The sequence below is a fragment of the Arthrobacter globiformis NBRC 12137 genome (assembly GCF_000238915.1).
GTDB lineage: Bacteria > Actinomycetota > Actinomycetes > Actinomycetales > Micrococcaceae > Arthrobacter > Arthrobacter globiformis.
Genome location: NZ_BAEG01000096.1, coordinates 35,405 through 49,031 on the forward strand (window position 1 = coordinate 35,405; position 13,627 = coordinate 49,031).

At 68.6% G+C, this 13,627-nt stretch carries 13 protein-coding genes; 2 read left to right on the forward strand and 11 right to left on the reverse strand.

Annotation, left to right across the window (positions count from 1 at the left end; genetic code table 11):
- Positions 1-104 precede the first annotated feature (104 nt).
- The 3 genes from ARGLB_RS19880 to ARGLB_RS19890 are packed head-to-tail and all read right to left on the reverse strand — an operon-like array spanning position 105 to position 5,351.
- A complete protein-coding gene (locus ARGLB_RS19880) occupies positions 105-3,167 on the reverse strand; it encodes an AAA family ATPase (protein ID WP_003805867.1) in 3,063 nt (1,020 codons plus the stop codon).
- Positions 3,164-4,354 (reverse strand): exonuclease SbcCD subunit D, encoded by a 1,191-nt coding sequence (locus tag ARGLB_RS19885; RefSeq protein ID WP_003805868.1) that lies wholly within the window; start codon positions 4,352-4,354, stop codon positions 3,164-3,166. The genes ARGLB_RS19880 and ARGLB_RS19885 overlap by 4 nt, the downstream gene beginning before the upstream one ends.
- Positions 4,355-4,409: 55 nt before the next feature.
- Positions 4,410-5,351, reverse strand: a complete 942-nt coding sequence (locus ARGLB_RS19890) for an MIP/aquaporin family protein (protein WP_003805869.1) — start codon at positions 5,349-5,351, stop codon at positions 4,410-4,412.
- A 210-nt stretch (positions 5,352-5,561) separates the two neighbouring features.
- Here ARGLB_RS19890 and ARGLB_RS19895 point away from each other — a divergent pair, with 210 nt between their 5' ends.
- Positions 5,562-6,674, forward strand: coding sequence for an ADP-ribosylglycohydrolase family protein (locus ARGLB_RS19895; RefSeq protein ID WP_003805870.1), 1,113 nt, complete (start codon positions 5,562-5,564; stop codon positions 6,672-6,674).
- Here ARGLB_RS19895 and ARGLB_RS19900 read toward each other — a convergent pair.
- Both ARGLB_RS19900 and ARGLB_RS19905 read right to left on the reverse strand, forming a co-directional pair.
- Positions 6,661-7,185 (reverse strand): DUF4395 domain-containing protein, encoded by a 525-nt coding sequence (locus ARGLB_RS19900; RefSeq protein ID WP_003805871.1) that lies wholly within the window; start codon positions 7,183-7,185, stop codon positions 6,661-6,663. The genes ARGLB_RS19895 and ARGLB_RS19900 overlap by 14 nt on opposite strands.
- Before the next feature lie 38 nt (positions 7,186-7,223).
- Positions 7,224-8,228 carry a 3'-5' exonuclease gene (locus ARGLB_RS19905; RefSeq protein WP_003805872.1) on the reverse strand — a complete coding sequence of 335 codons (1,005 nt, stop codon included), beginning with the start codon at positions 8,226-8,228 and terminating at the stop codon, positions 7,224-7,226.
- A 68-nt stretch (positions 8,229-8,296) separates the two neighbouring features.
- On the opposite strand from ARGLB_RS19905, the gene ARGLB_RS19910 reads away from it, so the two are divergent.
- On the forward strand, positions 8,297-9,070 hold the full coding sequence (locus ARGLB_RS19910; RefSeq protein WP_043419955.1) for a DedA family protein: 774 nt from the start codon (positions 8,297-8,299) through the stop codon (positions 9,068-9,070).
- Positions 9,071-9,203: 133 nt separating this feature from the next.
- Here ARGLB_RS19910 and rdgB read toward each other — a convergent pair whose 3' ends face one another.
- The 6 genes from rdgB to clpS form a co-directional block, all read right to left on the reverse strand.
- Entirely contained in the window at positions 9,204-9,848 is a 645-nt protein-coding gene (gene rdgB / locus ARGLB_RS19915) for an RdgB/HAM1 family non-canonical purine NTP pyrophosphatase (protein ID WP_043419964.1), read from the reverse strand.
- A 14-nt stretch (positions 9,849-9,862) separates the two neighbouring features.
- Positions 9,863-10,621, reverse strand: a complete 759-nt coding sequence (gene rph, locus ARGLB_RS19920) for a ribonuclease PH (RefSeq protein ID WP_003805875.1) — start codon at positions 10,619-10,621, stop codon at positions 9,863-9,865.
- 86 nt (positions 10,622-10,707) lie between these two features.
- A complete protein-coding gene (locus ARGLB_RS19925; protein ID WP_003805877.1) occupies positions 10,708-11,505 on the reverse strand; it encodes an MBL fold metallo-hydrolase in 798 nt (265 codons plus the stop codon).
- The gene (gene murI, locus ARGLB_RS19930) at positions 11,502-12,527 is read right to left on the reverse strand and encodes a glutamate racemase (RefSeq protein ID WP_373279141.1); all 1,026 of its coding nucleotides are present in this window, start codon (positions 12,525-12,527) and stop codon (positions 11,502-11,504) included. Before murI ends, ARGLB_RS19925 begins: the two co-directional genes overlap by 4 nt.
- A 138-nt stretch (positions 12,528-12,665) precedes the next feature.
- Positions 12,666-13,232, reverse strand: coding sequence for a DUF2017 domain-containing protein (locus ARGLB_RS19935; RefSeq protein ID WP_003805879.1), 567 nt, complete (start codon positions 13,230-13,232; stop codon positions 12,666-12,668).
- A complete protein-coding gene (clpS, locus tag ARGLB_RS19940; protein ID WP_003805880.1) occupies positions 13,225-13,605 on the reverse strand; it encodes an ATP-dependent Clp protease adapter ClpS in 381 nt (126 codons plus the stop codon). The genes ARGLB_RS19935 and clpS overlap by 8 nt, the downstream gene beginning before the upstream one ends.
- Positions 13,606-13,627 lie beyond the last annotated feature (22 nt).

Consider the following 13,627-nt stretch of genomic DNA (forward strand, 5'->3'; position numbering starts at 1 on the left):
GTGCGCATCGTCCCTCCTCCCGATGCGCCGAACCCGGTAACAGTCCCATGATAGTGGACACGGAAGGCCGGACCCGGAAGTCCTGGCGGCGGGATGCTCCCTGTTCAGACCGTCACGGGTGCATCAACGATGTGGACCGTGGAGCCGTTGCGCTGCTTCACCACCTGGAGCTGGCTGCCGATGCGCTGCTTCATCTCCGCGACGTGGCTCACCAGGCCGACCACGCGGCCGCCGTCACGGAGGCCCTCCAGTGCGTCCATGACCTGCTCAAGTGCCTGCTCGTCGAGGCTGCCGAAGCCCTCGTCGACGAACAGCGTTTCAATGTCTACACCGCCGGCCTCCTGCTGCACCACGTCCGCGAGTCCCAGGGCAAGCGACAGCGAGGCCATGAAGGATTCCCCGCCGGAGAGCGTCGAGGTGTCGCGGCGGCGCCCGGTCCACTCGTCCACGACTTCCAGCCCCAGCCCGGATTTGGCGTTCCGGGCTGCCCTCGCGTCCGAGTGCTGCAGCGTGTAGCGGCCGTCGCTCATGGCGACGAGCCTTTCCGATGCGGCAATGGCAACCTGCTCGAGCCGTGCCGCAAGGACGTACGCGTTCAGGCTCATGCGGTAGCTGTTGTCGCCGGAGCCGCGGGCTGCTTCGGCGAGGCCTTTCAGGACTTCAGCGCGTTCCCGGGGCGCCCGGCCGGATTCGGCGAGTTCCTCATACTCCACGCGGAGGCGTCCCATTGTTCTGGCAGCCTGCCGCGCCATGCCCGCCGCCAATTCGACGTCCTTTGCTGCCAGGGCGGCCTGCTCGGCTTCGGTGCGCAGCAGGTCCAGGTCCGCTGCGGCAGCCGCGGAGCCGTTGTGGTGTTCCCTGGCTGCCTGTTCCTGTGCTGCGGCAACGAGCTCTTCACTGGCGAACAGTTCCTCCAGCCGTACCTCCTCGTCCCGCCCGGCCTTGACAGCCGACTCCAGCCTCGCCGCCTCCGCCCCGGGCAGCAGGGCCTGGCGGGCCTCGGCGTCCGATCCAAATCCGGCCTCGGGAAGGGCGCGGTCCAGCTCGCTCCGTGCCTCAGCCAGGCGGGCCGCAGCCTGGTCCAGCTGCGACTGGGCGGCGTCGGCCTGTTCGAGAATGCTGACCACCTGGCCGATGGCGTCGCTGCGCAGACCGAGGCTGGCGTGGCCGGCACGAAGGTCTTCGAGCGACGATTCCAGGGCGGCGGACTGCCCTTCGATCTCGGTCAGGGCGGATTCCGTCTGCGCCAACTGCGACAGCATGTCCACGCGCACCTGCTCCGTGGCGTCGATGCGTTCGGCCAGTTCCTCCTGCCGGCTCCTGCTGGCCGCAAGGTCGGCTACGGCCGCGGCCGCCTCGGCAGCTGTTTCCCTGGCGGCCTGGGCGGCTTCCTCCGCTTCGGCGGGATCGGTGTCGCCGCCCTGGCTGGCGAGAACGGCTACCAGCTGCCTGGCCTCCGAGAGCTCGGTTTCCAGTGCAGACAGCGCCCTCTCGGCCGCCTCACTCCGCTCCTTGGCTCGTTCCTCTTTCTCGGCGAGCCCCAGGACGGAGTCCCCGGCGGGAACCGGCTCGGGGTGCTCCGGGCTGCCGCAGACGGGACAGGGCGCCCCGTCTGCCAGGCGCGACGCCAGTTCGGCCGCCGCATTGGACAGGCGTTCCTCGCGGACGTCCAGCCATTGCCGGCGCAGTTCCTGGTGGTGTTCCCTGCCTTTGAGGTGCCGCTCGGTGACGGCGGCGCACCCTGCCGCAGCAATTCCATGGCGCCGAACAACGTCCACCAGCTCGTCGGCGGCTGCCGCCTCCTTGGTGCGCAGCACGGATTCCCCTGCCAGCTGCTCCAGCGGCTGCAGGGCAGCCCGCAGCTTCTCCATCTCGGTGCGGAGGGAAAGCAGCCGGACGGCGTGGTCATCGCCGGCACGGATGAGTTCCTGCCGCCGCTGCGCTAGCCCTGCGGCCCGTGCCTGCAGACCACCCAGCCGGTCCTCATCGGCAAGCCGTTCGCCGATGACGGCGGCAAGTGCCCGCAGGCGTGAAAGCTCCGCGGCCACGTCGACGACAGCATGTTCCACGGCAGCGCCGTGTTCCATACTGGCCAGCTCGGAACTGTGGCCCGCGGCCTCCCGCACGCCAGCAGAGGCGAGGTGCATGGCCCCTTCCGCCCGGGCAAACAAGGACTCGGCGGCAGTCACGGCCTTCAGCTGGCCGCCGAGGAGCTCGGCTTTCCGGTGCAGGTCAAGCGCTGCCCCCGCGCTGGCCAGTCCTGGGGCGGCGGCCTCGGCGTCTGCGCGCCGGCGCAGGGCTGCAGCAAGCTTCACGCGCCGCCCTTCCCTGGCCAGCTCCGCCTCGAGCCGCTCCGCGCACCCGCGGCGCTGCGCCTCGCAGGATTCTGCAACCCCGTCCAGTGCCGCGGCACGTTCCAGGGCTGCAGCCTCCAGCCACGACAGGAGGCCGGGACCGGCGGCCGATTCCGGTGCTGCGTCGGGATCGACGTCGAGAGCCGTGGCCTCCGTCTTGGCCCTCGCCACCAGCAGGCCCAGCCTGCCCTCAAGGTCGGCTACTTCCCGCACGGCCCCGGCGGCCTGCACCGCGAGTTCCCGCTCCACTGCCTCGAAACGTTCGGTTCCGAAGAGCTTCTGCAGCAGTTCGAGGCGGTCAGAAGCCTTGGACCGGAGGAACGCGGCGAAGTCCCCCTGGGGAAGCAGCACCACGCGGGTGAACTGCTCCCGGTCCATGCCAAGGAGCGCGGTGATTTCCGCCCCGGCTTCGTCGTTCCGGCCGGACTTTTCCACCCACGCGCCTGCCACACGTTCGCGCAGGAGGGTCTTGGCCTGCTGCGTGGTGAACCCGTTCCGGCCGCGGGCGCTGGGCTTGTCCCAGGCCGGCGTCCGGGAAACCTCAAAACGCCTGCCCCGGGCTGTAAATTCGCAGGTCACGCGGGGTTCGGCGGCCAGGTCCGCGTGGTCGCTGCGCAGCCGCTTGCCGTCCTGCCGCGCCCCGGGAACGGACCCGTAGAGGGCATAGCAGATGGCGTCCAGCACGCTGGTCTTGCCGGCGCCGGTGGGGCCGTTGAGCAGGAACAGCCCGTGGGCGCTCAGCCGGTCAAAATCGATTTCCTCGGTTCCGGCAAACGGCCCGAATGCGGAGATTTCCAGACGGTGGATCCTCACAGTGATGCCTCCTGCAGACGCACGTTCTCCAAAGCTGCGGTGAGGGCGGCCTGTTCCGCGGTGTCCGGTTCCCGGCCGCGGACGTGTTCCAGGAAACCGCAGCACACGGCAAGGTCATCCTCTGCCTTCGCGAGCCGGCTGCTGTAGCTCGCGCCGGAGGCGACGGCTGCCCCTTCCGGCTCGAAACCCAGAACGAGCGTGTCCGGAAACCTGGCACGGAGCCGCTCCATGGCCTGGGCCGGCCGCTGGGCGTCCGTCAGCGTCACCTGGCAGTACGCTTGCTCAGCCCAGGCGTGCTCAGATGACTCCAGCAGCCCGTCGAGCGTCCCCCGGAGGACGGCAAGTTTCCGCGGGGCGTCCCAGAGGATCTCCTCGACGGCGGTGACCCCGGACTCGTCGACGTCCACGAGCCAGCCGCCCTTCTGGTGCTTCGCTTCCGAGAAGGAGTAAGCCAGCGGCGAACCCGAGTACCGCACCTGCGTGGACAGGGACTGCCGGCCGTGCAGGTGGCCGAGGGCCGTGTAGCTGAAGCCGTCGAACAGGTCCAGCGGCACGGCCCCCACTCCCCCGATGCTCAGGTCGCGTTCGCTGTCCGAGCTGATGCCCCCGCTGGCGAAGGTATGTGCCAGCACAACCGAATGGACCGTCCGGGACTCGGCCCGCGCGGCGACGTCGGCCCTGATGCGTTCCGTGGCGGCACGCGTGACTTCGAAGTGGCTCGCAGTGTCCACCCCCAGCTGCTCGGCCACCAGCCGGGGTTCGAGCCAGGGGATGCCGTAGATCGCCAGTACCGGGCCATCCTCGCCGTGCTGGTCAGTCCTTGCCCCGCGGAGCGGCAGAATCACGGGGACGTCCAGCTCCTGGAGGCGGGTGCGCAGATGAACGCCGCCCTTCTCCAGAAGCCGGGAAGCGAAGCCCAGCCGGATGGCGGAGTCGTGGTTTCCGCTGGTCAGCACCACCTGGGCGCCAGCCCCGGTCAGCCGGACCAGGGCGTCATCCAGGAGGTTGACGACATCGACGCCGGGCAGTGCCCTGTCGTAGACGTCGCCGGCGATCAGCACGACGTCGACGGAGAGTTCCCTGACCCGGACAACCAGCTGGTCGACAAAGGCGCGCTGGGCGTCCAGCATGCCGACGCCGTGGAAAGACCGGCCCAGATGCCAGTCGGATGTGTGCAATAACCGCATATTCATAAGCTAGACGCGGGCACTGACAAAATAGCCGACCCCGCGCTTCGGCGCGTCAGGACTCCTTGCTGCGCGGCCCGTCGAAGAAGTCGCGCGCCTCGTCGCTGCCGGCATCAGCCGGTGCGGCCGCGGGCTGCTCGTCCGGGTCGTCGTCGAAGTCGTCCGTGAGGTCAGACCCATGATCCGCCTCGACCGCGGCGAGGTCCGCATCCGCGGCGGTAGCGGCCCTCGGGTCCCGGGCGTCGGCAAACCCCCGGAAAACAAGGCCGGCAATACCGGCACCGACGATCGGGGCCACCCAGAACAGCCACAGCTGCCCCAGCGCCCAGCTGCTGCTGAAAAGCGCAGAGGCGGTGGCGCGGGCCGGGTTGAAGGGCGCGTTGCCCAGGGCCTGGCCCAGCTGCAGGAGTACGGCAAATGCAAGCCCGACGGCGAAGGGGGCTGCGGCCGCGTTGTTGTTGCGGCGGGCCGTCATGCCAAGGAACACGGCGACCAGGATGGCTGATCCCATCACCTCGGCGAGCAGCACGCCGGCCATCGACGTCTGGATCACGGAGTGCTCGCCGAATCCGGCGGTGACGGTATCGAACGCGGTGCGGGCGTCGGCGATGTTGGGCACTGTGCGGAGGATGCCAAACAGGGCGAGCCCGCCCGCCGCTGCGCCGACCAGCTGCGCGCCGACGTAGGCCGCTGCGGCAGCGATGCCGATGCGGCCCGCCACCAGGTTGCCCAGGGTGATGGCCGGGTTGAAGTGCCCGCCCGAGATGTACGCAAAGGCCAGCATCGCCGCTGTCACGGCAAGGCCTCCGGCGAGGGCGCCGGGCAGCGGGTTGGACTGCGGGAGGGTGAAGAGGGGCACGCCCAGCCCGGCGACCACCAGAAAGAGCGTTCCGAACGCCTCCGCTCCGAGCCTGGACAGGAGTCCCGGCCGGAATCCGTCGTCACCGGCAGAAGGCCTCCGGTTTTCGGTCGGGGGGACGGACACAGGGGTGCTCATGGCAGGGGATTCCTTTGTTTCGGTCAGCGGGGAATGCCGCTCGCTTCGGGAGCCGGCCCCAGCAGTCTGGCAGCAAAGTCTGGACGGTTGCTGAATCCGAGCTTATCGTCCGGTGGCCGGACACCCGGCACGCAGAGTGGAATGTCCCGGTTTAGTGCGACTGGAATCACAGAGTCGGGGCAAGGCCGGCGGGCAGGTAAATTTGCCTGCATGAGCAATGATCCCGGCACCAGTGTTTTTCCCGGCACAGCGCCGTCCCCCGAGTCCCGTATCCACGGCTGCCTGCTCGGCGGCGCCCTGGGAGACTCGCTCGGCTACGTCGTCGAGTTCGATCCGATAGAGGAGATCCGGCGCCGTTTCGGCGCCGCCGGTCTCCGGGATTTCTCCGCGCTCGACGGCGGGACCCACTTCTCGGACGACACCCAGATGACGCTGTACACGGTCGACGGTATCGTCGAGGCGCTGGAATGGGCCAACTCGGGTGTCGGCGCCGATGCCAACGCCTGCGTATGGCTTGCATACCTGCGATGGCTCGGTACACAGGGCGTTCCGGTCCCCGAATCGGCGCCGCGGCCCCAGCCCCGCTGGATTGACGCACAGGACGTGCTGCGGCACCGGCGGGCTCCCGGCAATGCGTGCCTGAGCGGGCTGGCCACCGGCGAAATGGGAACGCTCTTCCGCCCGGTCAACCCTGATTCGAAGGGCTGCGGAACCGTGATGCGCTCGGCGCCATTCGGACTGGTTCCGCACATCCCGGCGGAGGCCGTGTACAAGTTGAGCGCCGATGCGGCCTCGCTCACCCACGGACATCCCTCCGCCAGGCAGAGCGCGGGCGTTTTCAGCCTGCTCATCTATTCGTTGGTGCAGGGCAGCGGCCTCGCCGAAGCAGCGCAGGCTGCGCTGGCCCGTGTGCTGGCCGATGACGAGGCGGCGCCCGAACTCCGCGAGCGGCTGGAGGCCGCAATCCGGCTCTCCGGCCAAGCCGGACCCGGCACGGTGCTCAGCCCTGAGGAGCTGGTCCGTGAACTCGGTGAGGGCTGGGTGGCAGAGGAGGCTCTCGCCGTCGGGCTCTATGCGGTGCTGGCCACTGCCATTGCGCCAGGGGGAGATGGCGCGCCTGATCCGGTGGCCCATTTCAAGGCCGCCATCGCCGTGGCCATCAACCACAGCGGCGACAGCGATTCCACGGGGTCCATCGCGGGCAACATCCTGGGCGCGTATTACGGCACGGCGTGCCTGCCCGCGGACTGGCTGGAGGCACTCGAGGCCCCCGAGGTGATCCGTGGCATGGCCGGGCAGCTGGTTTCCGTCACATCTGCCTGAGCGGAATGTTGTTGCAGGCCTCGCAGATATTCTCGGGGATGAAGCCGCGGCGCTGCAGCAGGCCGAAAATGGCACAGCCGAGGCAGAACCCGGCGAAGGACTCCAGCGAGGCGGCAACGATCAGCACGGCCAGCAAGAGCCACGCGGCGGGCGCCAGGCCGGCGGCCAGCAGGAGGGCGGCCGCCGTGGACATTGCGGCGCCGATGCCCTGGGCGAAACGCTTGGGCGGCCCGGGCACCAGCTTGACCCGTCCCAGCCGCGGGGCGAGGACCCTGACCGAAAGCAGGGCCAGTGGGGAAATCCTCGGTCCGAACAGCACCCGGAGCCAGAAGCCCAACGCGATGGCCCCGAGTCCCCAGCCGAGTCCGGTGAGCAGGGTCGTGACGGCCAGCAGGACCACCAGCCCGGCGGTGATGCGGGCTGCGTATTCATTGACCGGGTTGGGAAAGGCGAACGCAGCACCCAGTCCGCCCGGTCTGCGCGGTTCGTCCAGCTTGCGTGGTTTGGCCATGCGGCAAGGCTAGGAGAGGGACGGCGGCGGGGGAAGCTTTATTGCGCCACGTGTACCGGCACGCCGCCGACCATCTGCAGGAACTCCCCCTCGGAAATCACCTCGATGGCCTGGCCGCGGTCGTGCAGCTCCAGGACACGTTTTGCCTTGCCGGTGAGCCGGCCGGAACGCAGGTCGCCGGCCACGAAGCCGTCCCCCACCACCAGGACGCTGGTCCGCGCCGTGACCCGGCTTTCGGGGCGCGCCCCCAGTTCTGCGGACCGCATCTTCGCTTCCGGCCGCGGCATCGCGAGTGAGCCGGTGAACACGACGGTCTGGCCGAACAGCGGATTCCCGGGTTCGGCGTCGGGATTGGGCTCAGGGTTGGGCCCTTCCTCGGGCCACTCGCTGCGGAACGGCCGGGCCGCACTGCCGCCGGACGCTGCGGCGAGTGCTGCGGCGGTCGCTTTGGACAGCCCACCGCTGGAAGGGTCGAACGCCGGCTGCTGCGGTATGGACAGCCCCAGCGAAAGGTAGAGCTCGGCGATGCTGTTGGCCCGGTTGCGCCCCGCGATGTCGATGAGGATGCCGGCGCATGCCCGGGCGTCCTCGGCCGCGTCGTGGTGGTTCACGAGGGGCACGCCCGCCTCCTCGGCGGCGAAGGGCAGGGAATTGGAAACCAGGGAGTAGCAGCGCCGGGACAGCATCACAGTGCACACGTAGTCGTAGGCGGGGCCGGGAAGCCCGGAGACCTCAAGCCCGGAGCGGATCACTCCGAGGTCGAAGGCGGCGTTGTGCGCCGCAAGGATGTCGCCGCCGATGAACGCGCCGATCTCCGGGAAGAGCTCCCCGAAACGGGGCCTGCCTGCCACCTGTTCGGGCTTGATGCCGTGGACGCGGACGTTGTGGTAGTCAAAGGTGTCGTGGTTTTCCGGCGGCCGCATCAGCCACGAGGCCTCCTCGACGATGACGCCGCCACGGACCTTGGTGAGGCCAACGGCGCACGGCGAACCGCGGAAGCCGTTGGCAGTCTCGAAGTCGATCGCCGTAAAGTCCAAACCCACGGGGACAACTGTAGCCCGGCGGTGGCGCGGAACCCGTCAAGTACCCTTGAAACGTGAACTTTAATGCATTGAGCGACTTTGCCGTGCCCGCGCTGGGTGGCGCCGGCCCCGTCCAGCCGCATCTGGCATCATTCCTGCCCGATTGGCTCAACCCCCAGGTCTTCCTCGCCGACCCGGCCCTTGCCCCGTGGGTTGTCCTGCTGGTCTGCGGGATCATCTTCGCCGAAACCGGGCTGCTGATCGGATTCTTCCTGCCCGGCGATTCCATGCTGTTTACGGCGGGCCTGCTCGTGGCCACGGACACGATCAAATTCAACATCTGGCTCTTTGCCGCGCTGATCATCGTGTCCGCCATCATCGGCAACCAGACCGGCTATCTCATCGGGTCCAAGGCCGGCCCTGCCATCTTCAACAAGCCGGACTCAAGGCTTTTCAAGCATGAGAATGTCGAAAGTGCGCACAAGTTCTTCGAAAAGCACGGCGGCAAGGCCCTGATCCTTGCACGCTTTGTACCCATCATCCGCACGTTCGTTCCCGTCATCGTGGGCGTCGCCGCGATGGACAAGCGGAAGTTCTTCCTGTTCAACGTCATCGGCGCTGTCCTGTGGGGCGGCGGTGTGACGCTTCTCGGCTATCTGCTGGGCGACAGGGTCCCGTGGGTGCGGGACAACCTCGACATCATCTTCATCGTCATCGTCCTCCTCTCGGTGATCCCGGTGGGGGTTGAAGTCCTCCGCGGCATGGCCGCCAAGCGCGAGGCCGCGGCCTTCGGGACAGATCCGGTGGAGGAGTTCATCGAGGAGCACGAGCCCGAGGCTGAGCGCAAAACAAACCTCGACTGACCGGCGGGCGTCACCACGGAGACAGGCACCCCCATTGCGGAAAGGCACCTCAGAACTGAGGTGCCTTTCCTGTTTGTGGCTATCGGCTGTCCGCAGCCAGCGCCTGTCTGCGGCTACTAACTGTCTGCGGAAACTACCGCAGGGCCTCAACAATCGAGGGGAGCAGCGCACGGAACGCCAGGCCTCGGTGGCTGATGGCGTTTTTCTCCTCGGGGCTGAGCTCAGCACAGCTGCGGTCCAGGCCCAGGGGCTCCAGGACGGGGTCGTAGCCGAACCCGCCTTCGCCCCGCGGTTCACGCAGCAGCGTGCCGGCAAGCTGCCCGTACTCCACCACTTCCCGGGCCCCGTCCCCGGATGCCGACGCCGGCACGGCAAGGGCCGCCGCGCACACGAAGGCGGCGCCGCGGTGGCCGTCCGGCACGTCCGCCAGCTGGGCCAGCAGCAGATGCAGGTTGGCGTCGTCGTCACCGTGGCGGCCGGCCCAGCGCGCGGAGAATATCCCCGGCGCGCCGCCGAGGACGTCCACGGACAGCCCGGAGTCATCGGCGATGGCCACCAGCCCGGTGGCCTCGGCCACCGCCCGCGCCTTCAGCAGCGCGTTTTCGGCAAAGGTCACCCCGGTTTCGGCGACGTCGGGGGCTCCGACGGCGGCCGCGTCCACCACCTGCGTGTCGACGTCGAGCCCCGGGATCTGCCCGCGCAGCAGCTCACGCAGCTCACGCAGTTTGCCGGCGTTGCGTGTCGCCAGCACCAGCCGGGGTGCCGGTCCGCCGCTCACAGCGTTGTCCCCGCTCACGGCGCTTCGGCCAGCGTCTCGCGCTGGATGGCCGCCAGCTGCTCCGTCCCCAGCAGGGCCAGGTCCAGCAGCTTGTTGAGTTCGTCGCGGTCAAAGGGTGCCCCTTCGGCCGTGCCCTGGACCTCCACGAACTTGCCGGAGCCGGTCACCACGACGTTCATGTCGGTTTCGGCCCGCACGTCCTCAATGTAGGGCAGGTCCAGCATGGGGATACCGTCGATGATCCCCACGGACACAGCGGCAATGGTGTCGATCAGGGGCTGGGCGTTGCGCGCGATCATCTTGTTCTCGCGGGCAAAGCGGATGGCCTCGGCGAGCGCAACGTAGGCGCCGGTGATGGCGGCCGTCCGGGTGCCGCCGTCGGCCTGCAGGACATCGCAGTCCAGCACGATGGTGTTCTCGCCCAGGGCCTTGGTGTCGATGATCGAACGCAGCGAGCGCCCGATCAGGCGGGAGATCTCGTGCGTGCGGCCGCCGATCTTCCCCTTGACGGACTCGCGGTCGGACCGGGTGTTCGTGGCACGCGGGAGCATGGCGTATTCGGCGGTCACCCAGCCACGGCCTTCCCCCTTGAGCCAGCGCGGAACGCCTTCGGTGAGGGAAGCGGTGCACAGGACCCGGGTGTTGCCGAACTCGATGAGGGCCGACCCCTCGGCCTGCTTGGACCAGCCGCGGGTGATGCTGATGGGCCGGAGCTGGTCCGGGGTGCGGCCGTCGGCACGGATGACGGGGGCAGTGGTTGCTTCGGAAGTCATGCCTTTAGCTTATCGAGGCCGCAGGCGGGACGGAGCCACGTCATGTCGGCGCCACATCAGTCAGTGCCACATCAGACTCTGCCGGGTCAGACGCTGTAGTGCACGCCCGCCACGGCCACGGCCACGTCACCGGCAAAGGCGGGACGCGCCTCGGCCATGACCTTGGTCTGTGACGTCCACACCGGAATATGGGTCAGGAGGAGGCGGCGGGCACCGGCGGCGGTGGCTGCCTCCCCGGCCCGCTTGCCGGTCAGGTGGACGTCCTTGATGCCGTCGTCGCGGCCTTCCTCGAAGGCCGCCTCGCAGAGGAAGAGGTCGGCGTCCTTGGCCGCCTCTTCCAGCCCGCGGCACGAATCGGTGTCGCCCGAATAGGTCAGCACGCGGGTCACGGCATTCCCGGCGGCATCCGGCTCGGCCACCTCCACGCGCAGCGCGTAGGCCTCCTCCACGGGGTGGTTCACGGCGAACGGCGTCACCGTGAAAGGGCCGACGGAGACGGCCTGGCGCTCGGTCCAGTTGGTGAAGTCGAACTCCTCGTGCATCCCCGGATCAAGGTCCAGCCCGTAGGCGGTTGCCATCCTGTCGGCGGTGGCGGCGGGGCCCCAGACGGGGATCCTTCCCCGGTCCCAGCCGCCCGGCTTCCAGCGCACCGCCACGTGCAGGCCGCACAGGTCCATGCAGTGGTCGGGGTGCAGATGCGTGAGGAAAATCGCGTCGATGTCCTCGAGGTCGGTGTACCGCTGGATGGCGCCCAGGGCCCCGCTGCCGAGGTCCATGACGACCTTCCAGACCCGTTCGCCGTCGTTGGCGGTCAGCAGATAGCAGGAGGCGGGTGATCCGGGGCCGGGGAATGAGCCGGTGCAGCCGACGATGGTGAGCCTCACAGGAAAGACCCCCCGGGCGCTGCTCCGCTGCCGGCGGCCTGCCCGACGAAGTTGGAGATGCGCGGGCGTGCTGCCGCGTTCCGCGCGGCGGCAATCATTTCAGGGGTTATCCGTGCCAGGCTGCCCGTGGGGTACTGCGCCGCAACGTGGTCCACGTGCTTGACGCTGAGCACCTCGGGCCCGAGGAACCTGCGGGCCAGGGCTTCGAACTGGCCCGGGTCCCCGGTGGCGATGAAGCTGTGCTCCGGCGGTGCTGGGTCCGTCCGTTCGAGGCCGTTGCTGGCCAGGGCACGGTAGACGTCCTTGGCGGTTTCCTCGGCACTGGAGACCAGGGTGACGTCCTCGCCCATGACGTAGGAGATCACACCGGTCAGTAGCGGATAGTGCGTGCAGCCCAGCACCACGGTGTCCACGCCCGCTGCTTTCAGCGGCTCCAGGTATTCGCGGGCGATGTCAAGCAGTTCCGGCCCCGTGGTGATGCCGGCCTCCACATACGGCACGAACGCCGGACAGGCCACGGACGTGATGTGCAGGTCGGGCGCCGCGGCGAACGTGTCCTCGTAGGCCCGGGATCCCACGGTGGCGGAGGTGCCGATCACGCCTACCCTGCCGGTGCGGGTCGCCGCGACGGCGCGGCGCACGGCCGGCTGGATCACTTCGATGACGGGAATGCCGTAACGCGCCGTGTAGCGTTCGCGGGCGTCCCGGAGCACCGCGGCCGACGCCGAGTTGCAGGCGATGGTGAGCAGCTTGACGCCGGAGTCCACGAGTTCGTCCATGACGCCGAGGGCGTTGGCGCGCACCTCCGCGATGGGCAGCGGCCCGTACGGGCCGTGGGCGGTGTCGCCGACGTAGAGGATGGATTCGTTCGGCAGCTGGTCGATGATCGACCGCGCCACCGTGAGGCCGCCGACCCCGGAGTCGAAGACGCCGATCGGCAGCGATCCCACATTAACGCCGTCGGCCGGTGCGGACTCCGCTGCAGCTCCTGCTGCCGGATCCATGCTCGATGCTGAAGTCATGATTATTTGAGGATAGGTCTTCCCGTGAGGTGCGGCCATCACTTGTGGCGAGCGACTCATGTCGAATTTGTCACATCCGGCGGCCGGAATCCCCGCCGCCGGAAGCCCGTGGAGCCGGAGCGCAGTGGGCGGAACCGCTCAGGGCCGCGCGTCCAGCGACTGCAGCATCGCCTGCACAAGCGACTCCTGCAGCCACGTGGTGAAGTTGTAGACGAGGGCAAGGTAGCTTTCCACGTCCTCGGCCTGGGACCAGTCCTGCATCTGGTGGACGTGGTCGGCGTCCGCCTCGTCCCGGATGTCGAGCCGCTCGGCGAGCACCAGCCGCACATCGTTGAGCGCCGTGGACCAGTGCCGTGCATCCGACGGGGTCAGGAGGAGCTCGTCCTTGTCCAGGCCGAGCGCGGCGGCGCGCAGCGCGCCGATCTTGCTTTCCCGCAGCGAGCGTTCGGTGAGCTGGCGGAACTCAAGGGCGGCCGCGGCGTCGTCCTTCACTGCGTTGGGCAGCAGCCGGCGGAGAGCACGGTCCGACGGTTCCCGGACTTCCATGTCCAGTCCGATCATCGCGGCGAGCGGATCCTCGGAGCCGCGGTCGGCCGGCTCCAGCATGGAGATGACGTCGGCGAACAGGCTGCGCAGCAGCTCCCTTTCGGCCGGTTCCAGGAAACCGGTGATGCCCTTGAGTCCGTATTTGAAAGCCTTAGCCACGTTTTCCCTTGCCCTTGCCCGGGCCGCCGCTTTTGCCGCCCCCGCTGTCTCCGCCGGTGGCCTTCTCCACGGTGGCCCACAGGCCGAACCCGTGCATCGCGACCGCGTGCTGCTCCACCTGTTCCTTGCTGCCGTGGGCAACGATGGACCGGCCCTTCCTGTGCACCTCGAGCATCAGCTTGTTGGCCTTGGTCTCCGAGTAGCCGAAGTAGCTCTGGAAGACGTAGCTGACGTAGCTCATGAGATTGACGGGGTCATTCCAGATGACAAGGTTCCAAGGGACGTCCGGGGCGGTCAGGGCGTCGGTGGACACCGCCGTTCCGGTCTGGATGCTCTCCTGGGTGTCAGGGCCGAGCGCAACGCTTGAGGTCATCTGTCCATTCTATGGCGATGCC